General features: G+C 67.9%; 19 protein-coding genes. 8 read left to right on the plus strand and 11 right to left on the minus strand.

What is annotated here, in order from left to right:
* Positions 1-218 precede the first annotated feature (218 nt).
* A complete protein-coding gene (rbp, locus tag M0L44_RS13735; RefSeq protein ID WP_252770273.1) occupies positions 219-653 on the plus strand; it encodes an RNA-binding regulator in 435 nt (144 codons plus the stop codon).
* A 100-nt stretch (positions 654-753) separates the two neighbouring features.
* Here rbp and lptC read toward each other — a convergent pair whose 3' ends face one another.
* Genes lptC through M0L44_RS13750 form a run of 3 tightly spaced genes read right to left on the minus strand, consistent with a single transcriptional unit; the run spans position 754 to position 3,085 of the window.
* The gene (gene lptC / locus M0L44_RS13740) at positions 754-1,446 is read right to left on the minus strand and encodes an LPS export ABC transporter periplasmic protein LptC (protein WP_252770274.1); all 693 of its coding nucleotides are present in this window, start codon (positions 1,444-1,446) and stop codon (positions 754-756) included.
* A 42-nt stretch (positions 1,447-1,488) separates the two neighbouring features.
* Positions 1,489-2,064 carry a KdsC family phosphatase gene (locus M0L44_RS13745; RefSeq protein ID WP_252770275.1) on the minus strand — a complete coding sequence of 192 codons (576 nt, stop codon included), beginning with the start codon at positions 2,062-2,064 and terminating at the stop codon, positions 1,489-1,491.
* 1 nt (position 2,065) lies between these two features.
* Positions 2,066-3,085, minus strand: coding sequence for a KpsF/GutQ family sugar-phosphate isomerase (locus tag M0L44_RS13750; RefSeq protein ID WP_290429060.1), 1,020 nt, complete (start codon positions 3,083-3,085; stop codon positions 2,066-2,068).
* A gap of 54 nt (positions 3,086-3,139) precedes the next feature.
* On the opposite strand from M0L44_RS13750, the gene M0L44_RS13755 reads away from it, so the two are divergent.
* Together M0L44_RS13755 and M0L44_RS13760 are read left to right on the plus strand one after the other, a co-directional pair.
* Complete coding sequence (locus M0L44_RS13755) at positions 3,140-5,137, plus strand: cation:proton antiporter domain-containing protein (protein WP_252770276.1); 1,998 nt, start codon at positions 3,140-3,142, stop codon at positions 5,135-5,137.
* A 97-nt stretch (positions 5,138-5,234) separates the two neighbouring features.
* The gene (locus tag M0L44_RS13760) at positions 5,235-5,804 is read left to right on the plus strand and encodes an adenine phosphoribosyltransferase (protein WP_252770278.1); all 570 of its coding nucleotides are present in this window, start codon (positions 5,235-5,237) and stop codon (positions 5,802-5,804) included.
* Between the two features lie 26 nt (positions 5,805-5,830).
* Here the strand turns inward: M0L44_RS13760 and M0L44_RS13765 are convergent, their stop codons facing one another.
* The 7 genes from M0L44_RS13765 to rpmH all read right to left on the minus strand — a co-directional run bounded on the left by M0L44_RS13765 (position 5,831) and on the right by rpmH (position 12,214).
* Positions 5,831-6,307, minus strand: coding sequence for a Crp/Fnr family transcriptional regulator (locus M0L44_RS13765; RefSeq protein WP_252770280.1), 477 nt, complete (start codon positions 6,305-6,307; stop codon positions 5,831-5,833).
* A gap of 187 nt (positions 6,308-6,494) precedes the next feature.
* Positions 6,495-7,706 carry an MFS transporter gene (locus M0L44_RS13770; RefSeq protein WP_252770282.1) on the minus strand — a complete coding sequence of 404 codons (1,212 nt, stop codon included), beginning with the start codon at positions 7,704-7,706 and terminating at the stop codon, positions 6,495-6,497.
* 56 nt (positions 7,707-7,762) lie between these two features.
* Positions 7,763-9,166: a tRNA uridine-5-carboxymethylaminomethyl(34) synthesis GTPase MnmE gene (mnmE, locus tag M0L44_RS13775; RefSeq protein WP_252770284.1), complete on the minus strand. Its 1,404-nt coding sequence runs from the start codon at positions 9,164-9,166 to the stop codon at positions 7,763-7,765.
* 268 nt (positions 9,167-9,434) lie between these two features.
* On the minus strand, positions 9,435-11,093 hold the full coding sequence (gene yidC, locus M0L44_RS13780; RefSeq protein WP_252770286.1) for a membrane protein insertase YidC: 1,659 nt from the start codon (positions 11,091-11,093) through the stop codon (positions 9,435-9,437).
* Entirely contained in the window at positions 11,090-11,446 is a 357-nt protein-coding gene (yidD, locus tag M0L44_RS13785) for a membrane protein insertion efficiency factor YidD (protein WP_252770433.1), read from the minus strand. Before yidD ends, yidC begins: the two co-directional genes overlap by 4 nt.
* Positions 11,447-11,499: 53 nt before the next feature.
* Complete coding sequence (locus M0L44_RS22205) at positions 11,500-11,787, minus strand: ribonuclease P protein component (RefSeq protein WP_354004131.1); 288 nt, start codon at positions 11,785-11,787, stop codon at positions 11,500-11,502.
* Between the two features lie 289 nt (positions 11,788-12,076).
* Complete coding sequence (gene rpmH, locus M0L44_RS13795) at positions 12,077-12,214, minus strand: 50S ribosomal protein L34 (protein ID WP_151126018.1); 138 nt, start codon at positions 12,212-12,214, stop codon at positions 12,077-12,079.
* 348 nt (positions 12,215-12,562) lie between these two features.
* Between rpmH and dnaA the strand changes: the two genes are divergently transcribed.
* The 4 genes from dnaA (at position 12,563) to M0L44_RS13815 (ending at position 18,544) form a co-directional block, all read left to right on the plus strand.
* On the plus strand, positions 12,563-14,086 hold the full coding sequence (gene dnaA / locus M0L44_RS13800; RefSeq protein WP_252770289.1) for a chromosomal replication initiator protein DnaA: 1,524 nt from the start codon (positions 12,563-12,565) through the stop codon (positions 14,084-14,086).
* 157 nt (positions 14,087-14,243) lie between these two features.
* Entirely contained in the window at positions 14,244-15,350 is a 1,107-nt protein-coding gene (gene dnaN, locus M0L44_RS13805) for a DNA polymerase III subunit beta (protein ID WP_252770290.1), read from the plus strand.
* Between the two features lie 122 nt (positions 15,351-15,472).
* Positions 15,473-18,001 carry a DNA topoisomerase (ATP-hydrolyzing) subunit B gene (gene gyrB, locus M0L44_RS13810; protein ID WP_252770291.1) on the plus strand — a complete coding sequence of 843 codons (2,529 nt, stop codon included), beginning with the start codon at positions 15,473-15,475 and terminating at the stop codon, positions 17,999-18,001.
* A gap of 54 nt (positions 18,002-18,055) precedes the next feature.
* Positions 18,056-18,544, plus strand: a complete 489-nt coding sequence (locus tag M0L44_RS13815) for a PIN domain-containing protein (protein ID WP_252770293.1) — start codon at positions 18,056-18,058, stop codon at positions 18,542-18,544.
* Between the two features lie 14 nt (positions 18,545-18,558).
* Here the strand turns inward: M0L44_RS13815 and M0L44_RS13820 are convergent, their stop codons facing one another.
* On the minus strand, positions 18,559-19,629 hold the full coding sequence (locus M0L44_RS13820; RefSeq protein WP_252770295.1) for a helix-turn-helix domain-containing protein: 1,071 nt from the start codon (positions 19,627-19,629) through the stop codon (positions 18,559-18,561).
* 683 nt (positions 19,630-20,312) lie between these two features.
* Between M0L44_RS13820 and M0L44_RS13825 the strand changes: the two genes are divergently transcribed.
* The gene (locus M0L44_RS13825; protein WP_252770296.1) at positions 20,313-21,245 is read left to right on the plus strand and encodes a HipA domain-containing protein; all 933 of its coding nucleotides are present in this window, start codon (positions 20,313-20,315) and stop codon (positions 21,243-21,245) included.
* Positions 21,246-21,268: the final 23 nt, after the last annotated feature.

Consider the following 21,268-nt stretch of genomic DNA (forward strand, 5'->3'; position numbering starts at 1 on the left):
ACACCGAATTCCATCCACCGCCCCGGGCCATCGGAGCATCAAAACAACAGATTGCAGTTGACCCCTTTACTCTTCCGAATCTTTTGTGTTCATAATGCCTCGCAACCCGTTGTCAAACGGGTGATGAATGCTGTGTCTGGACGCGGCACCTTCGCTTGATGGTTCACGCTGGGTTGAAGCTCCACATGGTCTTTTGGTGATTGAAAGGAGCTTCCCCCATGGGAAACAAACTTTACGTCGGCAACCTCGCCTACAGCGTGCGCGACGACTCCCTGCAACAAGCGTTCTCCGAGTTCGGCACCGTCACCTCTGCCAAGGTGATGATGGACCGTGAAACCGGTCGTTCCAAGGGCTTCGGCTTTGTGGAAATGGGCTCGGACGCCGAAGCCCAGGCCGCAATCAACGGCATGAACGGCCAGCCCCTGGAAGGCCGCAACATCGTGGTCAACGAGGCCCGTCCCCGCGAAGAGCGTCCGGGCGGCTTCGGCGGCGGCGGTAGCCGCGGCGGCTTCGGCGGTGGCGGCGGCGGTGGCCGCAGCCCCTACGGCGGTGGTGGCAGCGGCGGCGGCTACGGTGGTGGCGGCGGCGGCGGTGGCCGCAGCCCCTACGGCGGCGGTGGCCGCAGTGGTGGCGGTGGCCGCGGCGGCTACTGATCCCCTGGCAGCCTCGCGCTGCCCCTGAACAATGCCCCGGTCTTCCGGGGCATTGTTCTTTCCGGGCCGAAATCGATGCCCCGAAGGCTTCCGGGGGATCTCAGCGCTGCGCGGCGCTGGCGGCACGCGGCATCAGCACGGCGCGGGTGTGGCCTCTCAGGGTGACCAGCCCGCTGGCCTGGTCGTAGCTGAAGGCATCGGCGACCACTTCGGTGTTGCCCTGTCGGACCGACACGGGTTTGTCCGAGGACACCCGCCGGAGCCTGGGCTCCGCAGTCAACTCCTCGCCCAGCATGGTCACCGTTTCGCCCGAGGTGCTGGTGCTGATCACATGGGCCGCGCCCATCAGCTGCACCTTGCTGCCGTCGCCCGCGGCCAGCGCCTCGCGCGCCGTGGCCCGCGTCACCCGGCCATCGGGGTGATAGAACAGGGCGTGGACGGTGTCGATCTCGATCTCGTCGGTGTCGGGGTAATGGCGCGAATGCTCGCCCTCGATCCGGGTGGTCGGCCGGCCTTGCGCGTCGTAGCGCTCCAGCGTGAAGTGCTCCACCTGGTAATCAGGCACGTGGCGCACGCCGGCTTGGGGACGCGTTGTCTCAGGCTGAGGGGCGTTCTTCACCAGCCACCAGGTCCCGGCGGCCAGCACGGCCATGGTGAACAGGGGCAGGGCCGTCCCGGCCAGACTGCCCAGACGGGCGCGCCAGGCCAGACGGGGCCGGCAGGGTGCGCCAGGGTCCTTGCCCAGGCTGACCGGCACCTCCGGCAGATCGGGCAGGTGAAGTTCGCCGCTCATCGGCTGCCCACCTGGCCCAGGAGCAGACCCAGCCCGCTCATCTCAGCGGCCGTCCAGCGTCTGCAGGTGGCCGTGGAACAGCGCACCGTAGCGGCCCGCGGCCATCAGCAGCAGGTCGCAGAACTCGCGCGCAGCCCCCTGACCGCCCGGGACCGCCGTGACATGGTGCGCCACCGCCTTCACCTCGGCATGGGCATTGGCCGGCGCGCAGGCAAAGGCCGCACGGGCCAGCAGCGGCAGGTCCGGCCAATCGTCGCCGATGGCCGCCACCTCGGACCAGTCCGCCCCCAGCGAGGCCAGCAGCGGCGTGGCCGCGGCCAGCTTGTCCTTCACGCCATACAGGGCGTGGCGCAGGCCCAGATCGGCCACGCGACGGCGCACCGCCGCCGAATCCCGGCCGGTGATGATCACCGGCTCGATGCCCGCCTGCGCCAGCAGCTTCAGGCCGTGGCCATCCAGGGTGGAGAAGGCCTTGAAGACCTCGCCCTGCTCGCCGATGAAGACGCTGCCATCGGTCAGCACCCCGTCCACATCGAACAACGCAACCTTGACGCCCAGGCCCGCGCCCTGGGCACGCACCAGCAGTTCGGGGGGAAAGCGCAGGGCAGGTTCGGTCATCTCAGATCACCTTGGCGCGCATCAGGTCGTTGCTGTTGAGCGCGCCGATCAGGCGGCCATCGTCCTCCACCACCAGCACGCTGGTGATGCGGTGGCGCTCCATCAGCTCGGCCGCGTCCACGGCCAGCGCATCGGCCCGGATCAGCTTGGGCGAGGGGTGCATCAGGTCCCGGGCCAGCAAGGCACGCAGGTCTTCCCCGGCCTCGATGCGCCGGCGCAGGTCGCCGTCGGTGAAGATGCCCAGCACCCGGTCGCCCTCGACCACGGCGGTGGCGCCCAGGCCGGTGCGCGACATCTCGCGCATGGTCTCGCCAAAGCTGGCCTCGGGGCCGACGCGCGGCACCTGGTCGCCGCTGCGCATCAGGTCGCGCACATGCATCAGCAGCTTGCGGCCCAGGGCGCCGCCCGGATGGGAGGCCGCGAAATCCTCTTCGCGGAAACCCCGCGCATCCAGCAGAGCCACGGCCAGCGCGTCCCCCAGTGCGATCTGCACCGTGGTGCTGGCGGTGGGCGCCAGGTTGAGCGGGCAGGCCTCCTGGCTCACTGAAGAATCGAGCACGATGTCGGCGTGGCGGGCCAGCGTCGAGTCCGGCTTGCCGGTCATGGCCACCAGACGCACACCCAGACGGCGCAGGGCCGGCAGGATGGCGTTGATCTCGCCGCTCTCGCCCGAGTTGGACAAGGCAATCACGGTGTCGCCCGGCATCACCATGCCCAGATCCCCATGCGAGGCCTCGCCCGGGTGGACGAAGAAGGCGGGCGTGCCGGTGGATGCCAGGGTGGCCGCGATCTTGCGGCCCACATGGCCGCTCTTGCCCATGCCCATCACCACCACGCGGTGGCTGGTGTCCAGCATGGCCTGCACCGCCTGCACAAGGGCCTCGCCCAACCGGTCGCGCATGGCCAGCAAGGCCTGCGCCTCGACGGTGACGGCATCGCGTGCCAGTTGCAGGGCGCGCTCGGGTTCGAAGGAAGTGTGTGCGTTCAAGGAGCGGGTCTGATTCAGAATGGGGCAGCGCATTTTAGGCGCCCCACCCGGCGGCCGCTTGGCCGGCCTCCTGTCCCGACACCGCCCATGGCCACCACGCTCGAAGTCGTCCTGCTGTACCTGATCGCCGCCGTGCTGGGCGTGGTGGGCTGCCGCCTGCTCAAGCTCCCACCCATGCTGGGCTATCTGGCCGTGGGGGTGGTGATTGGCCCGAACGCGCTGGCCTTCGCCAAGGACTCTGCTGCCATGGCCAATCTGGCCGAGTTCGGGGTGGTGTTCCTGATGTTCGCGATCGGGCTGGAATTCAACCTGCCCAAGCTCAAGAGCATGCGCACCCTGGTGTTCGGCCTGGGCCTGACCCAGGTGGTGCTGACGGTGCTGGGCTCGGTCGCCGGCAACGTCCTGCTCACCACCGTGTCGGGCTGGCTGGGCGTGCGCTGGGATCTGGGCTGGGAGGGTGCCTTCGTGCTGGGTGCGGCCATGGCCATGTCCTCCACCGCCATCGTGGTCAAGCTGATGGCCGAGCGGCTGGAGCTGGAAAGCGAGCACGGTCGCCGAGTGATGGGCGTGCTGCTGTTCCAGGATCTGGCGGTGGTGCCGCTGCTGGTGCTGATCCCGGCCCTGGGCAGCGGCGGCGAGGGTCTGGCCACGGCGCTGGGCAGCGCCCTGCTCAAGGCAGTGCTGCTGCTAGCGCTGCTGCTGGTGGGGGGGCAGCGCGTCATGCGCTGGTGGCTGACCCTGGTGGCCCGGCGCAAGAGCGAAGAGCTGTTCATGCTCAACCTGCTGCTGGTGACCCTGGGCCTGGCCTGGCTGACCGAACACTTCGGGCTCTCGCTGGCCCTGGGCGCCTTCGTGGCCGGCATGCTGGTGGCCGAAACCGAATACAAGCACCAGGTGGAAGCCGACATCCGGCCCTTCCACGACGTGCTGCTGGGCCTGTTCTTCATCACCATCGGCATGAAGCTGGACTGGCACCCGGTCTGGGACCACTGGGGGCTGGTGCTGACGCTCACCACCCTGCCGGTGCTGACCAAGGCCGCCCTGGTCGCGGCGCTGGCCCGCGGCTTCCGAGCCACCCCCGGCGTGGCCCTGCGCACCGGCCTGTACCTGGCTCAGGCCGGCGAGTTCGGCTTCGTGCTGCTGACCCTGGGGGGCGAGCACGGCCTGATCGACCCGCGCTGGCAGAGCCCGGTGCTGGCCTCCATGGTGCTGTCGATGCTGGCCACGCCCTTTGTCATCCTGCACAGCGACCGCATCGTGCTGCGGCTGGCCAGCAGCGACTGGCTGATGCAGTCGGTGCAGCTGACCGCCATCGCCAAGAAGGCCATCCGCAACGAGGCCCACGTCATCATCTGCGGCTACGGACGCAGCGGGCAGAACCTGGCCCGGCTGCTGGAGCAGGAACACATCCCCTACATGGCGCTGGACCTGGACCCGGACCGGGTGCGTCAGGCGGCGGCCGCGGGCCAGAGCGTGGTCTTCGGCGACGCGGCGCGGCTGACCAGCCTGGTGGCCGCCGGCCTCTCGCGCGCCAGCGCGGTGGTCATCAGCTATCACGACACCCCCTCGGCCCTGAAGGTGCTGCACCTGGTCCAGCAGCATGCCGCCCAGGTGCCGGTGGTGGTGCGCACGCTGGACGACAGCGACCTGGAGAAGCTGCGCGCAGCCGGCGCCACCGAGGTGGTGCCCGAAGCCTTGGAAGGCTCACTGATGCTGGCGTCCCAGGCCCTGGCCCTGGTGGGCGTGCCGCTGCGCCGGGTGATCCGCCTGGTGCAGGACGCCCGCTACGAACGCTACGGCCTGCTGCGCGACTACTTCCATGGTGCCGACGACGACACCGCCAGCGAGGCCCAGCAGCCCCGGCTGCGCACCATCAGCCTGCCGCCCGGGGCGGTCAGCGTGGGGCGCACCCTGGGTCTGCTCGCCCTGGACGGACTGGGGGTGCATGTGGTGTCGGTGCGAGGCGCCGACGGCCATGTGCGCGCCGGCGAGGACGACTTCATGCTCAGCGCCGGGGACACGTTGGTGCTCTCCGGGCGCCCGGAAGCCCTGGCCCTGGCGGAAGCCCGGCTGCTGACCGGTTGAGCCACATGCCCCCCGACGGTTGACGCCGGCCCGGCGCTTGGCGGCACAATGCCGGCCCGCCCAGGCCTCGCGCGCCGCTGTGTGCGCACCGAACACCATGTCCCTGCCCCGCCCCGACCCCCTGCTGGATCGCCCCACCGAGCTGATCCGCAGCACCATCCGCACCGTGCCCGATTGGCCCGAGCCGGGGGTGCAGTTCCGCGACATCACGCCGCTGCTGCAGAACCCGCGTGTCTTCCGGGTGCTGATCGACCAGTTCGTGCACCGTTATTTCGACGTCAAGCCCGATGTGATCGCCGGCCTGGACGCGCGCGGCTTCATCATCGGCTCGGTGCTGGCCTATGAGTTGGGCATCGGCTTCGTGCCCATCCGCAAGAAGGGCAAGCTGCCCTTCACCACGGTGGAGGAAACCTACGAGCTGGAGTACGGCAGCGCCACGGTGGAGCTGCACACCGACGCGGTGAAGGCCGGCGACCGCGTGGTGCTGGTGGACGACCTGATCGCCACCGGCGGCACGATGATGGCCGGCAAGCGCCTGCTGGAGAAACTGGGCGCCACCGTGCTGGAAGGCGCAGCCATCGTCGACCTGCCCGAACTGGGCGGCTCCGACCGCCTGCGCGAAGCCGGCCTGCCGCTGTTCACGCTGGTGGACTTTTCAGGCCACTGAGGGCCTGATGAGGGAGGGTGCCGTGGTCAGACGATGGGCTGACCGCGCTCCAGGTTGGCGCGCATGCGCTCGGCCATCACCGCGCCGATGGCGCGCAGCAACTCGATGCCCAGATCGGGCACCCGAACCAGCAGCTCCTCGAACCGGGGGCGGGTGAGCACCCACACCACGGCGGGCGACATGGCTTCGACCTGGGCCATGCGCGGGGTGTCGCCGAACATGCTGGGTTCGCCCACCACCGCGCCCGGGCGCAGGATGGCCACCGGCCGCCGCTGGGGCGCAGGGCTGCCGTTGTCGGGCACATAGACCTGCAGGTTGCCGCTTTCGAGCAGGTACATGTTGCGGTCCTGGTCGTGGAAGCGCACCAGCATGTCGCCGGCCCGCAGCTTGTGCTGCTGCAGGTAGCTGCCGAACTGCGCCCATCGCTTGGCATCAAAACGGGGGCGGAAGGCGTCCGATGCGTTCAGCGACGCGGTGGCTTCGACCAACTGCTCGATTGACATGGCCAGGTCCCAGGAAGTGGAGAAACCGCGCCCTCACGACGGTCTCCCTGTGAGGCTGCGGTGCGCTGATTATCAGGGTCCGCCTCGGGCCGGCCAATCCCCTGACTGGAGGTGCTGGCGCGCGCCTGTCGCCTCGCAGACACCGTCTGTCCATCGGCACGGCGGCTGCGGAACACCATCCCCCGTGTCAGGCCACTGCCGCGGGAGGTCTGGCCCGCAGCCAGCCACGCCGCACCATCGCCACGGCCAGCAGCGCCAGCAAGCCGTTGAGCGCCAGCGCCTCGCGCACCCCCCAGGCGCTGACGGTCAGGCCGGTGAGCAGGCCGCCCAGCGCGGTGCCCCCGCGCATGGCCAGCATGAACAGGCTGACCGTCTGCCCCCGGATGGCCGCCGGTGCCTGGGATTGCAGCCAGGCATTGGCCGAGGCATTGGCGGCCGTCATCGCCAGCCCGCCCGCGACGAACAGCAGCGGCAAGGCCCAGGCCCAGGGGTTCAGGGCCGAGAGCAGCACGACCGCCGCGAAGCCGCTGGCGGCCCAGGAGGCCAGCGGACGGCGGTCGCGCGCGGGGTCCACCGCCATCAGCAGCAAACCGCCCAGCAGGCCGCCCGCGCCGAAGGCGCTCACCGTCAGGCTGAACTGCGCCACGTCCGCCTGGAACTCCGTCTTGACCAGCACCGGGCAGAAGGTCAGCAGCGGGCTGCACAGCAGGCTGCCCATCAGCACGGTGAGCACCGCGCCGCGCAGGGCGGGCTGGGCCAGCACCGCCCGCGCGCCAGCCAGCAGGTGGCCATCCCCGCCGCCCTCGGCCGGCGCCACCACCCGCACCGTGGCCCGCGGCAGGATCCACAGCGCCACCGCGATGAAAGGCAGGTACGAGGCAGCGCTGACCGCAAACGCCCCCACCGCGCCGATGCTGGCCATCAGCACCCCGGCCAGTGACGGCCCCAGGATGCGCGAGAGGTTGAACTGCGTGGTGTTGAGCGCGATGCCGGTGGGGAGTTGCTGGCGCGACACCAGGGTCGAGACGATGGTCTGGAAGGAGGGCATGGACAGCGCGTCCGTCACACCCACCACCAGCGAGAGCGCCACGATGATCCAGGGCTGGATGGAGCCGTGCAGCAGCAGCACCACGATCAGCACCGGGCACAGCATCTGGATCGACTGCAGCGTGGCGATCAGCAGGCGGCGGTCAGCCCGGTCGGCCAGCACGCCGCCCACCAGGGTCAGCAGCAGGCCCGGCCCGCCCAGGGCGAAGGAATCCAGCCCCAGCAGCCAGGGCGAGGCACCCAGCGACAGCAGCAGCCAGGGCTGGGCCACCTGCTGGGCCCAGGTGCCGATGTTGGACAGCAGGCTGGCCAGCCAGAAGGTGCCAAAACGCCGCGTCAGCAAGAGGCGCAACGATTCCCGGAAGGTGCTGGCCGAGGGCCGCCGAGACGCCATCACGGGCCCCACGGCTACTTACCGATGCAGAAGCGGCTGAAGATTTCGCCCAGCAGGTCATCGGCGCTGAAGCGGCCGGTGATCTGCTGCAGGGCTTCGTGCGCCAGGCGCAGCTCCTCGGCCAGCAGGTCCAGCGCGGCATCGGCCTGGTCGGCGTGCGCGGCCGCCAGCGCCAGGTGCGCGGCCGCCTCGCGCAGGGCCTGCACATGGCGGGTGCGGGCGATGTAGACGCCCTCGGGCGCGGCCTGCCAGCCGGCACGCTCCAGCAGCAGGTGACGCAGCGCCTCCAGGCCCTGGCCGGTGCGGGCCGAGATGAGGAGCGTCGCCTCGCCCCCGGGGTGGCCCGGCGGCGCCGGGCTGCCGCTGTCGGCCTTGTTGAAGACCTGGATCAGGCGCGCGGGGTCCACGCCCTGCAGCTTCTGCGCGATCAGCGCATCGGCGGCCTGGTAGTCGGCGTCGCGCAAGCGGGTCAGGTCGTGCAGGAAGAGCACCGCGTCCGCGCTGGCGATGGATTCCCAGCTGCGCGCCATGCCGATGCGCTCCACCTCGTCGCTGGCAGCGGCATCGTCGCGCAGGCCCGCGGTGTCGGTGATGTGGATGGGCACGCCCTCGATCTGGATCGTTTCGCTGACCCGGTCGCGCGTCGTGCCGGCGATCGGCGTGACGATGGCCAGCTCGGCCCCGGCCAGGGCGTTGAGCAGCGAGCTCTTGCCCACATTGGGCTGGCCGGCCAGCACCACCCGCAGACCCTCGCGCAGCAGCGCGCCCTGGCGGGCCCGGCCCAGCACCGCATCCACCGCGGCCTGGATGGCGCGCAGCTTGCCGCGCGCATCGGCCTTTTCCAGGAAGTCGATTTCTTCCTCGGGGAAGTCCAGCGTGGCCTCCACCAGCATGCGCAGGGTGACGATGCGCTCGGCCAGGGCTTCGATCTCCTGCGAGAAGGCGCCGGCCAGCGAGCGGGTGGCGCTGCGCGCGGCGGCCTCAGTGCTGGCGTCGATCAGGTCGGCCACCGCCTCGGCCTGGGCCAGGTCCAGCTTGTCGTTGAGGAAGGCGCGCTGGGTGAACTCGCCGGGCTCGGCCAGGCGCAGAGCCCAACCCAGCGCGGCGCCTGCGCTCAGGCAACGGGCCAGCAGCAGTTGCAGCACCACCGGGCCGCCGTGGGCCTGCAGCTCCAGCACGTCCTCGCCGGTGTAGCTGTGGGGCGCGGGGAAGTAGAGCGCCAGGCCGTGGTCGATCAGGGCGCCATCGGCCTCGCGGAAGGGGCCGTACAGCGCCTGGCGCGGCGTCGGCACTTGGCCCAGCAGGGCCTGGGCCAGGGGTTTCAGATCCGGCCCGGAGACGCGGACGATGCCCACCGCCCCGCGCCCGGGGGCGGTGGCGATGGCGACGATGGGGTCATGCAGGCGGGCCAGGGGCATGGCGGGATTGTCCGCCACCCTAGAACGGCATGTGGCGCGGGGGGCGGGCCGGCGCTTGCCGTCACCGGCTCCTGCCTGGCCCTGCACGCGAACTGCACGTGAAAAGGGCGCGCCGTTCATCCCCGCCATCTGAATATCGGGTCGCCACCGCCGGGCTTCGATCAGGGAAAACGATCACCCATGTGACAAGGCCCCGGGGACCGTGAAATCCTCCGGGGCCTTCGCGCTTGAGCCCGTTGTGTGCAGCGGGTCCAGCGTCAGGGGAGCGTCAGAGCACGCCCATGCGCTTGTTGATGACGTACTGCTGGGCAATGGACAGCAGGTTGTTCGTCAGCCAGTACAGCACCAGGCCGGACGGGAAGAAGAAGAACATGAAGCTGAAGGCCAGCGGCATGATCCACATCATCTTCTGCTGCATCGGGTCGGCCTGCTTGGGCGAGAGCCAGACCTGCAGCAGGCTGGACATCGTCATCAGCACCGGCAGGATGAACAGCGGATCCTTGGCCGACAGGTCGGTGATCCAGCCCATCCAGGGCGCGCCGCGCATCTCGACGGTGGACATCAGCACCCAGTACAGCGCCATGAAGAAGGGCATCTGGATGAAGATGGGCAGGCAACCGCCCAGCGGGTTGACCTTCTCCTCACGGTAGATGCGCATCATTTCCTGCTGCATCTCCTGCGGCTTGTCCTTCAGGCGCTCGCGCAGTTCCATGATGCGCGGGTTGACCGCCTTCATCTTGGCCATCGACTTGTAGGCGTTGGCGTTCAGCCAGTAGAAGGCCGCCTTGAGCAGCACCACCAGCAGGATGATGGACCAGCCCCAGTTGCCGATGAAGGCGTGGATCTTGTCCAGCACCCAGAACAGGGGTTCGGCCAGCACCTTGAACCAGCCGTAGTCCTTCACCAGTTCCAGACCCGGGGCCAGGGTGGCGAGCTTCTTCTCTTCCTGCGGGCCGACGAACAGGGTGGCGTCGTTGGTCTGGGTGGCACCCGGCGCCACGGCGGCCAGCGGTTGCACCAAGGCCACGGCGAACAGGTCCGGGCCGACCTTGGTGGTGCGGAACTCACGCGGCGAGCCGTCCTTCACCAGCCAGGCGGCGGCGAAGTAGTGCTGGACCATGGCGATCCAGCCGTCGTTGGCCTTCTGCACATGCAACGGCGAATCACCCGGCTGGTGCTTGGCGATGTCCTCGAACTTGACCTTCTGGTAGCGCTTCTCGTCGGTGTAGACGGCCGGGCCGGTGAAGGTGCTGTAGAAGGACGAGGTGACGCCCGGGGCCTTGTCGTCGCGCTGCAGCTGCAGGTAAAGCTGGGGCTGCAGCGGGGCGCTGCCGACGTTGGTGAGCGCGTGCTGCACCCCGACGGTGTACTGGCCGCGGTGGAAGGTGTAGGTCTTGACCAGCTTGGCACCGCCCACCTCGGGCGACTCGAAGCGCACGGTCAGGGTGTCCTGGCCAACCTTCAGGTCGCGTTCGCCCGGCACCGCGCTCATCAGCGTCAGGTGGGTGGGCAGCGGCGTGGCCGCGGCGCTGATGTAGCCGGTCTGGGCTTCATAGCGGTGGCCCTTCTCGTCCAGCACCAGCATGGGCTGCTTGGCGTCGACGTCGCTCTGGTACTTGTTGAGCGCCACCTGGCGCAGGGTGCCGCCCAGGGTGTCGAAGGTGGCCGTCATCACATCGGTGTGGACGGTGAAGGTCTCGCTCTGGACCGCCGCGGGCGCCGAGGCGCCGGCCACGGCAGGCGCGGCACCTTGGGCCGCCGCCGAGGCGGGCGAGGGCACGCCGTTGCCGGAAGCCGCCGTCGAGGCCGCGGGCACCGGGCCGCCGAACAGGGTGGGCTGGCCGTTGTGGCGGCTCCACGCGTCCCACAGCAGGACGAGCGACATGGTGAACACCACCCACAGCAGGGTGCGGCGCATATCGGTCATGAGGATGGCCTGGAAGAAGTCAGGGGAACGATGGTCGTCGGCTCGGCTGACGTGGTCGTGTCAGACGGGCCGGCGGCCACGGAGGAGGCCACCGGCACGGTGGCACCGGACAGCAGGTGCCGAAACAGGCGAGGCCGCTCGACGGGCACCGGGTCGCAACCGCCCGTGCACCAGGGCGCACAGCGCGCGATGCGCACCACGGCCAGGTAGCTGCCGGCCGCGGCGCCATGGCGCTCGAGCGCCTCCAGCGCATAACGCGAGCAGGTGGGCTCGAAGCGGCACTGGTTGCCCAGCCAGGGGCTGAGCAGCAGTCGGTAGCCCCGCACGCCAGCCTGCAGCAGCCGCCGGGGCAGCAGACGCAGGGCAGGGAGCGGACGCTGGCGGGTCGGCATGGCAGGACGCGGCGTCAGGCCTGGGCCGGTTTGGCGCGCGAACGAGGCCGCATCCGCCCCCCGCCATCGACGGGCAGGGGCTGGCGGATGGCGCGGTCGAACAGCGTGTCCATCTCGGCGTGGGTCGCCTCGCGCAGGGCGTCCGAGGCCGGACTGCTGAACTGCGCACGGTCGAAGGGCGCACGCAAGCGCACCACCCACAGACCTGCGGGCAGCGTGGCCAGATGGCGCGCCATCGCGGCGCGTGCCTGACGCTTGATCAGGTTGCGGGTGACCGCCCGCTTGGCATGCCGCTTGGGCACGACCAGCCCGAGCCAATGGCCGGACGGGCCAGGGGACGGACCGCCAGCGCCCGATGCACCGGATTCATCCACAGGCGCCCCAGAGGAGGGCATGCCGCCTGTGGATAACTCTGGTGACAACACCGGGATAAGCGGTGCATTCCCCGTGGACACCTGCGGCGGGCGCGAAGCCTGCGGCTCGCCACTCACGTGGTGAATGGCGAAGTGGGCACTGCGGGAACGCTGCGGGGCTGCCAGCACGCGCTCGAAATCGGCCGGACGCACGATGCGGCCGATCATGGCGCCGGGATCAGACCCGCGACAGCTGCTTGCGGCCCTTGGCGCGACGCGCGTTGATGACGGCGCGGCCACCACGGGTCTTCATGCGAACGAGGAAACCGTGCGTGCGGGCGCGGCGGACCTTGGAAGGCTGATAGGTGCGCTTCATGTTGTGTACCTACTGGGTAGTGGCACTCCTTTCCAGGAGTGCATGTGCTGCAAGGGAGCTCTGGTGAGCCTGGGGGTGCCCAGGCACGGCACCAGCGCATGTCAAGGGCCCTGGCCACCCCACAACCCACAAGATTGCGAAGAGACCCAGCAAGTTCGACAGGCGAAAGCCCACCCAGGCGTTCGGGAAACCCACGATTAGACCAAGAAACGCCAGTCTGGTCAAACACTTGCACCACGGCATGCGGCACCGCGGGGGGATTGACCCCGGGCAGGAAACTGTGGATAACCTCGCCCCAGGCGGCCCGAGGTGTGCGTAGAATGCGGCCGCTCAAGAAGAATTGTCCACATGAGCATTGACCTCTGGCAGCGGGGCTGTGAGCGACTCGCCACCGAACTGCCTGAACAACAGTACACCACCTGGATCCGACCCCTGCCCCCGGCCGACGTCATGGAGGATGGCGAGGCGGGCGCGGTCGTCAGCTTGCGCGTGCCCAACCGCTTCAAGCTGGACTGGATCCGGTCCCAGTACGCCCACCGCATCGAGACCGTGCTGAGCGAACTCGCCGGCAAGCCGGTGCGGCTGGAGCTGTCGCTGGCCCCGCGCGAGACCCCGGCCCTGAGCCCGCGCCCCCTGCCCTCCCGACCGAACAGCGCGGCGGCCGTGCTGCAGCGCGCGATGAGCTACGCCACCAGCGCCCCGGCCCAGGCCGTGCCCCGCCAACAGGCCGCCCTGATCCCGACCGCCGAGGATGCGCCCGCCAACGCCCCGGGCGCTGCGGGCCTGCCCGCCGGCCGCCCGGCGCCCGAGCCGGTCGAGAGCCGCGCGCCCGCGGCCCCCAGCCCGGCCAGCCGCAGCCGCCTGAACCCGGCCCTGACCTTCGACAACCTGGTGGCCGGCCGCGCCAACCAGATGGCCCGCACCGCCGCCCTGCACGTGGCTGGCGCGCCGGGCGTCATGTACAACCCGCTGTTCATCTACGGCGGCGTGGGCCTGGGCAAGACCCACCTGATCCACGCGGTGGGCAATGCCCTGCTCAAGGACAACCCGAACGCCCGGGTGCTTTACCTGCATGCCGAGCAGTTCATCTCGGACGTGGTGAAGAACTACCAGCGCAAGACCTTTGACGAACTGAAGGCCAAGTACCACCAGCTGGACCTGCTGCTGATCGACGATGTGCAGTTCTTTGCCGGCAAGGAGCGCACGCAGGAGGAGTTCTTCAACGCCTTCGAGGCGCTGCTGGCTAAGAAGGCCCACATCATCATGACCAGCGACACCTACCCCAAGGGGCTGGTGGACATCGACGAGCGGCTGACCAGCCGCTTCGACGCCGGTCTGACGGTGGCCATCGAGCCACCCGAGCTGGAGATGCGGGTGGCCATCCTGCTGGCCAAGTCCAAGGCCGAGGGTGCGCCCATGCCCGAGGACGTGGCCTTCTTCGTGGCCAAGAACGTGCGGGCCAATGTGCGCGAGCTGGAAGGCGCGCTGCGCAAGGTGCTGGCCTACGCCAAGTTCAGCCACAAGGAAATCAACATCGCCCTGGCGCGCGAGGCGCTCAAGGACCTGCTGTCCATCCAGAACCGGCAGATCTCGGTGGAGAACATCCAGAAGACGGTGGCCGACTTCTACAAGATCAAGATCGCCGACATGTACAGCAAGAAGCGCCCGGCCAGCATCGCCCGGCCGCGCCAGATTGCCATGTACCTGGCCAAGGAGCTGACCCAGAAGAGCCTGCCCGAGATCGGCGAGCTGTTCGGCGGCCGCGACCACACGACCGTGCTGCACGCGGTGCGCAAGATCGGCGGCGAGCGGCAGAAGGACACCGAGCTGAACCAGCAGTTGCACGTGCTGGAGCAGACCCTGAAGGGCTGAAACCGGGCCGAAGTTGTTGTCTGTTTGCCCCGCCGCAAGCCGCCCGCCCAACCCCAGTGAAGGCTGCCGGCTAACTCCCTGTCAAAACAGGTGAAAATGGCGTTTTCCATACCGGTGGTCCGTTCCTGCTACGACGCCCCATCTGAAAGAGGAAGACATGATTGTTTTGAAAGCCGCGCAACAACAAGTGCTGGGTGCCCTCCAGGCGGTTTCCGGCATCGTCGAGCGGCGTCATACCCTGCCCATCCTCGCCAACGTGCTGCTGCGCAAGAACGGCGCCAGCACGGAACTGACCACCAGCGACCTGGAAATCCAGGTGCGCACCACCGCCGAGCTGGGCGGTGACGAAGGCAGCTTCAGCACCACGGTGGGCGCGCGCAAGCTGATCGACATCCTGCGCTCCATGCCGGCCGACCAGATCGTCAGCCTGACGGTCAATGGCAGCAAACTGACCCTGCAGGGTGGCAAGAGCCGCTTCACGCTGCAAACCCTGCCGGCCGAGGACTTCCCGCTGGTCAACGAGGCCGTGGACTTCGGTCCGGCCTTCAGCGTGCCACAGAAGGTGCTCAAGGCCCTGATCGACCAGGTGCACTTCGCGATGGCGGTCCATGACATCCGCTACTACCTCAACGGCATCCTGTTCGTGGCCGAGGGCAAGTCCCTGACCCTGGTGGCCACCGACGGCAGCCGTCTGGCCCTGGCCCAGGCCGAGCTGGAAACCGACATGCCCAAGCAGGAGGTCATCCTGCCGCGCAAGACAGTGCTGGAGCTGATGCGCCTGCTGGGCACCGGCGAAGACCCGATCGAGCTGCAGTTCGCCGGCAACCAGGCCAAGTTCAGCTTCTCGGGCATGGAGTTCGTGACCAAGCTGGTCGAGGGCAAGTACCCCGACTACAACCGCGTCATCCCCAAGAACCACAAGAACATGGTCATCCTGGGCCGCACCCCGCTGCTGGCCAGCCTGCAGCGCGCGGCCATCCTGACCAGCGAGAAGTTCAAGGGCGTGCGCATGAACGTGGAGCCGGGCGCCCTGCGCATCGCCTCCAGCAACGCCGAGCAGGAAGAGGCCAAGGAAGAACTCGAGATCGACTACGGCGGCCCCGCCATCGAGATCGGCTTCAACGTGACCTACCTGATGGACGCGCTGGCCAACATGGACAGCGAGATGGTGCAGATCGCGCTGCACGACGGCAGCTCTGCCGCGCTGATCACCGTGCCCGAGCAGGATGGCTTCAAGTACGTGGTCATGCCGATGCGGATCTGACCGCACCCTGCCTTTCACAGCACAAGCGGGACCGCCTCTGACCGGGGCACCCGCTTGAAGCGTTTCAAAGCCCCGGCGCTTTTGCAGCGCCGGGCCTCTTTCGAGAGTTTCCCGAGAGCCCCATGAGCGACACCACCCCCACCCCCGACAGCCAGCAGCCCACTCCCACCTTGCAAGGGTCCGGCGGCTATGGCGCCGAGTCCATCCAGATCCTGGAAGGCCTGGAGGCGGTGCGCAAGCGCCCGGGCATGTACATCGGTGACACCTCGGACGGCACCGGCCTGCACCACCTGGTGTTCGAGGTGGTGGACAACTCCATCGACGAGGCCCTGGCCGGCTACTGCGACGACATCGTCGTCACCATCCACGCCGACAACTCCATCAGCGTAGTGGACAACGGCCGCGGCATCCCCACCGGCGTCAAGATGGACGACAAGCACGAGCCCAAGCGCTCGGCCGCGGAAATCGCCCTGACCGAATTGCACGCCGGCGGCAAGTTCAACCAGAACAGCTACAAGGTGTCGGGCGGCCTGCACGGCGTGGGTGTGTCCTGCGTGAATGCGCTGTCCAAGTGGCTGCGTCTGATCGTGCGCCGCGAGGGCCAGGTGCACGCCATCGAGTTCCGCCGCGGCGTGCCGGTGGACCGCGTGATCGAGGTCGTCGACGGCTTCGAGACCAGCCCGATGAAGATCACCGGCCCCACCGACAAGCGCGGCACCGAGGTGCACTTCCTGCCGGACACCGAGATCTTCAAGGAAAACAGCGAGTTCCACTACGACATCCTGGCCAAGCGCCTGCGCGAACTCTCCTTCCTGAACAACGGCGTGAAGATCCGCCTGGTCGACGAGCGCAACGGCGGCAAGGAAGACAACTTCGCCTATGCCGGCGGCGTCAAGGGCTTCGTGGAGTTCGTGAACAAGGGCAAGAAGATCCTGCACCCGAACATCTTCCACGCCATGGGCGACAAGGCGAGCGACCAGGGCACCAACGTCGGCGTGGAAGTGGCGATGCAGTGGAACGACTCCTTCAGCGAGTCGGTGCTGTGCTTCACCAACAACATCCCCCAGCGCGACGGCGGCACCCACCTGACCGGCCTGCGCGCCGCGATGACCCGCGTCATCAACAAGTACATCGAGGACAACGAACTGGCCAAGAAGGCCAAGGTCGACATCGCCGGTGACGACATGCGCGAAGGCCTGGCCTGCGTGGTCAGCGTCAAGGTGCCCGAGCCCAAGTTCAGCAGCCAGACCAAGGACAAGCTGGTCTCCAGCGAAGTGCGCGCGCCGGTGGAGGACATCGTCAGCCGCCTGCTGAACGACTGGCTGCTGGAGAACCCCAGCGACGCCAAGATCATCTGCGGCAAGATCGTGGACGCCGCCCGCGCTCGCGAGGCCGCCCGCAAGGCCCGCGAAATGACCCGCCGCAAGGGCGTGCTCGATGGCATGGGCCTGCCCGGCAAGCTGGCCGACTGCCAGGAGAAGGATCCCGCCATGTGCGAGATCTACATCGTGGAGGGCGACTCCGCCGGCGGCTCTGCCAAGCAGGGCCGCGACCGGAAGTTCCAGGCCATCCTGCCGCTGCGCGGCAAGATCCTGAACGTGGAGAAGGCGCGCTACGAGAAGCTGCTGTCCAGCCAGGAAATCCTCACGCTGATCACCGCGCTGGGCACCGGCATCGGCAAGGGCATGGGCGGGGACGACTTCAACCCCGACAAGCTGCGCTACCACCGCATCATCATCATGACCGACGCGGACGTGGACGGTGCCCACATCCGCACCCTGCTGCTGACCTTCTTCTACCGCCAGATGCCCGACCTGGTGGAACGCGGCCACATCTACATCGCCCAGCCGCCGCTGTACAAGGTCAAGCACGGCAAGCAGGAGCAGTACCTGAAGGACGGCGTGGCCCTGGACGCCTATCTGCTGAAGGTGGCCCTGGACAGCGCCAGTATCAACCCCGGCAACGGCCAGCCCGTGTTGCAGGGCGAACGCCTGGCCGAACTGGCCCGCCACTACGTGCAGGCCAACAACGTCATCGACCGCCTGGCCAACTGGATGGACGTGGAAGCCCTGCGCGCCCTGAGCGATGGCCTGACCTTGAACCTGGACGACGCCGCCCAGGCCGAAGCCAGCGCCCTGGCCCTGAAGGGCGCACTGCACGACGCCGACGTCGAAGCCGTCTTCGACGAACGCACCGACAAGCACCTGCTGCGCATCAGCCGCCGCCACTACGGCAACGTCAAGAGCAGCATCATCGGCCCGGACTTCCTGCACGGCGACGACTACGAGACCCTGGCCCTGGTGGGCCGCGAATTCAAGGGCCTGCTGGGCGACGAGGCCGTGGCCAAGCGCGGCGAAGGCGAGAAGGCCAAGGAAATGCGCGTGGCCGACTTCCGCGCTGCCATGGCCTGGCTGATGCAGCAGGCCGAAAGCAGCGTGGGCCGCCAGCGCTACAAGGGCCTGGGCGAAATGAACCCCGAGCAGCTCTGGGAAACGACCATGGACCCCGAGGTGCGCCGCCTGCTGCGCGTGCAGATCGAAGACGCCATCGAGGCCGACAAGGTCTTCACCATGCTGATGGGCGACGAGGTGGAGCCGCGGCGGGATTTCATTGAGACGAATGCGCTGAGGGCGGCGAACATTGACGCATAAGTTTGTGGATTCCGACGCTGGCTGAGGCGACGTGACGACCTGAGGACGAACGCTGTGCAGCGCGTCTATATCAGTGACACCAACATCTGGATCGACTTTGGCAATGCCGGGTTGCTGGATGCGCTGTTTGCGCTGCCGCTCACTTTCGTAAGCACGGAGTTCGTGGTGGACGAATTGGACAAGCCTTCGTCGGCTGAACTACTGGCACGCGGGTTGACGGTGGAGTCCTTGAGTGAAGAGGCGGTGGCTGAGTTGTTCGAACTGATGGACCAGCACGGCAACAGCTCGCTGGCCGATGTGTCTTGCTACCTGGTGGCCAAGGCTCAAGGCATGCCACTGCTCACCGGTGATGGTCGCCTGCGAAAGCAGGCCGCGAAGGACGGTCTAGAAGTGCGTGGCGCGCTGTGGCTACTGGATCAATTGGTAGCACTCCACATCATCTCTACGGCCCACGCCGCTGCTTCGCTGCAGGCCATGTTGGATGCCGGTGCGCGGTTGCCGCAGGCCGATTGCGCGCACCGCCGGGCTATGTGGCTGCCCTAAGCCAGCGGCATACTTCAGGCCGCTAGCGGTGCTGGGTTCAGACGGGCCAGGGACGGGTCGAGTTCCGATGCCGGGCAGCGCAGAAGTTCAGCAGCGCGTGGCAGGCTGATCAGGTCTTCAGCCAGAGCCCGATAGACCATGGACTCGAAGCGGCGCGGCTGCTCGGGCAGTAAGGGCTCAGGCTCAGTCTTGCGCCAGCCGTTGGCTGAAAACTGCATGTTCATGCCCGTATAGCCTGCTTCGGTGATCAGACCCAAGTCCTTCAGGCGCCTCAGTGCAACCGCCATCGATACGCCATAACGGCGCTTAGCATTCAACAGTTCAACGGCTAGCACACGGGATCGGCAGTGACTACCGAAGTCGGCCCGGACCCGTTCAGCTGGGTACAGGAAGGCGCCTGCGAACCGATGGCAGCAGGTTTCCTTGTCTTTATCGTGCATATCGGCGGGCAGATCCATCACCCAGTGGCCCAGCTCGTGCGCAGCGGTGAAGCGGATGCGCTCGCCGGGGCGGCTGCCGTTCAGCGCGATCAGCACATGCCGCTCATCGTGGGTGGCGGCACAAGCGCCATCAAAGCCGTCGTGGTCTTCAAGCAACGCCACCTTGATGCCATGCTCTTCCAGCAGCTCGGCCAGATGCGCGATGGCGTCGCCGCCGATGGCCCACTGCGAGCGCAATTGCTCGGCCGCCGCCTCTGCCTCGTCGAAGCTGCGCACGACAAACGCACGCGGTGGCTGCAGCACAGGCTGCACGGCCGCGTCGAGTTCAAAGCATCGCTCCAGGCTGACGTAGCGCTCCAGGTGGTCGCGCATCTGCTCACCGATCTGATCCTGGCGCTTCTGTGACATGCTGGCAAGCTTGCGGAACTCCAGCGCAGCCATTTGCACAGCATCAGATCGAAAAAAGTACTCTGGCTTGACGGACAGCGCCTTCGCTAGCTGGAGAAGCCGGGTTGAGTTGGGTGGTGGGCCACTCTTCTCATACTTGCTCAGGGCCTGCTTGCTGATGTCGCCGAGTCGCTGCGCGAGCGCCGCTAGGCTCAATCCTCTCAGCAAACGCGCACGGCGGATTCGATCATGAATCATCGTGCTCTCCTTGGTTGACGAATTCGACTATTTTATCGGGTTCGTCAACTTCGGATTGACGGGCATCTACCTCCCTGTCGTGCCTGATCCACAACTGTCTGGAGAAGGTCACTCCTAGCAGCGTGTCTCACGCTGCGTGACGGAGACGCTTACGGTGTGGACACCTCACTGATGATTCCGACATTCCAAAATCCGGCTTGGCCCCCCAAAGACACCCTCATCATTTCGGAAAAACTGAAATTCAGCGGTAATCACCCGTCTTAGGGGCACTGGCTCTGAAACTCCGAAATGCTTCCCCTCCATCCGCCACCCCGCTGGGGTCCAGCGTGCGCGAGCGCCGCAAGTCGCGGCCTTTGCGCATTGACGACGCTGAAAGGCGATAGGGCGTGTGAGTGGACCTGATGTAGTGCCATTGAGAATGGCCAGGATCCGGCGCGCCTGGGCAAGCCGCTGGCCGTGCTCGACGGCCTGAGGCCACCGCCATGATGCACACCCTGCACGTCTGGGTCGAAGAGACCGCGAGGTCGCCATGATCGAGCACGAGGGGCGCGACGACCGCTGGGGCCTGCGCTACGCCAAGCCTTGAGCGGACGGCACCGGCGGCGGGCGAACCCACGCTGCGCGAGATCCCGCTGCAGGAGATCGACCAACGCATTGCCGAACGAGAGCACGTTCCGCTGACGGTGTGGGACGGCAAGTTGCGCATGTCGGTGGCCGGCTTGCAGGACAAGCTGCTGGTGTACCTGGACCGGCCGCTGGCCGATGGTGGGCGCTTGTTCCTGGTGGACGGTCAGCGCCTCGCGTCCACCCACATCCTCAAGCCCGACAGCGGCAAGCCTCAGACACCCCATCTGGCGGTCAACGAGCACTTCTGCATGTCGCTGGCCCGCCGCATGGGCCTGCCCGCCGCCGAGGTGGGGCTGCTGCGCACCCCCCGGCCGGTGCTGGTGGTCCGCCGTTTTGACCGTGAGGTAGCCGATGCCAGCGGCCCGACGCAGGTGCACCGCCGGCACATCATCGACGCCTGCCAGGCCTGCGATCTGCCGGTGGCCTACAAGTACGAGCGCAACCTGGGCAGTGGGGCGGCGGTGCGCCACATCCGCGACGGGATGAGCTTCGAGCGCTTGTTCGGCTGTGCGGATCTGACGGCGAACAAGGCGGCCGCCAGGCTGACCCTGCTGCGCTGGTCGCTCTTCCAGTTCCTGATCGGCAACAGCGACGCGCACGGCAAGAACTTCTCGTTCTTTGTGCGCCCGGGTGGGCTGCTGGAGCCAACGCCCTGGTACGACCTGGTCAGCGTGCTGCAGTACGAGGGCTTCGACACCGAGTTGGCCATGGCCTACGGCGATGTCTTCAGCCACGCCGAGGTGTCCGCCTTTGCCCTGGCGGACTTTGCCTCACGCTGCGGTGTGGACCGCCAACTGATGCGCCGGGAGGGGCAGCGTCTGGCCAGACGGGCGGCGGCCGAAGCCGCAGCACAGGCCCAAGCCACCGATTACGAAGACGCGGCCGAGCGGGCCTTCGTGCAAGGCCTGGCCCACTTCGTGGCCCGGCAAGCCGAGCGGCTGACGCTGCTGGTGGCGGACGCGGCGCGGTGGAAGAACGAGGACCTGTGAGCAACGCGGGAAGTCGCCCCGAG

Origin of the sequence: Ideonella oryzae (assembly GCF_024055665.1) — a bacterium.
GTDB classification, from domain to species: domain Bacteria; phylum Pseudomonadota; class Gammaproteobacteria; order Burkholderiales; family Burkholderiaceae_C; genus Ideonella; species Ideonella oryzae.

What these genes read in the sequence shown, in the direction of transcription:
- gyrB (WP_252770291.1), top strand. Translation starts at nt 15,473, where the DNA reads ATGAGCGACACCACCCCCACCCCCGACAGCCAGCAGCCCACTCCCACC.
- dnaN (WP_252770290.1), top strand. Translation starts at nt 14,244, where the DNA reads ATGATTGTTTTGAAAGCCGCGCAACAACAAGTGCTGGGTGCCCTCCAG.
- rbp (WP_252770273.1), top strand. Translation starts at nt 219, where the DNA reads ATGGGAAACAAACTTTACGTCGGCAACCTCGCCTACAGCGTGCGCGAC.
- dnaA (WP_252770289.1), top strand. Translation starts at nt 12,563, where the DNA reads ATGAGCATTGACCTCTGGCAGCGGGGCTGTGAGCGACTCGCCACCGAA.
- M0L44_RS13745 (WP_252770275.1), bottom strand. Translation starts at nt 2,064, where the DNA reads ATGACCGAACCTGCCCTGCGCTTTCCCCCCGAACTGCTGGTGCGTGCC.
- mnmE (WP_252770284.1), bottom strand. Translation starts at nt 9,166, where the DNA reads ATGCCCCTGGCCCGCCTGCATGACCCCATCGTCGCCATCGCCACCGCC.
- M0L44_RS13760 (WP_252770278.1), top strand. Translation starts at nt 5,235, where the DNA reads ATGTCCCTGCCCCGCCCCGACCCCCTGCTGGATCGCCCCACCGAGCTG.
- M0L44_RS13820 (WP_252770295.1), bottom strand. Translation starts at nt 19,629, where the DNA reads ATGATTCATGATCGAATCCGCCGTGCGCGTTTGCTGAGAGGATTGAGC.
- M0L44_RS13755 (WP_252770276.1), top strand. Translation starts at nt 3,140, where the DNA reads ATGGCCACCACGCTCGAAGTCGTCCTGCTGTACCTGATCGCCGCCGTG.
- rpmH (WP_151126018.1), bottom strand. Translation starts at nt 12,214, where the DNA reads ATGAAGCGCACCTATCAGCCTTCCAAGGTCCGCCGCGCCCGCACGCAC.
- yidC (WP_252770286.1), bottom strand. Translation starts at nt 11,093, where the DNA reads ATGACCGATATGCGCCGCACCCTGCTGTGGGTGGTGTTCACCATGTCG.
- M0L44_RS13750 (WP_290429060.1), bottom strand. Translation starts at nt 3,085, where the DNA reads ATGCGCTGCCCCATTCTGAATCAGACCCGCTCCTTGAACGCACACACT.
- M0L44_RS13765 (WP_252770280.1), bottom strand. Translation starts at nt 6,307, where the DNA reads ATGTCAATCGAGCAGTTGGTCGAAGCCACCGCGTCGCTGAACGCATCG.
- lptC (WP_252770274.1), bottom strand. Translation starts at nt 1,446, where the DNA reads ATGAGCGGCGAACTTCACCTGCCCGATCTGCCGGAGGTGCCGGTCAGC.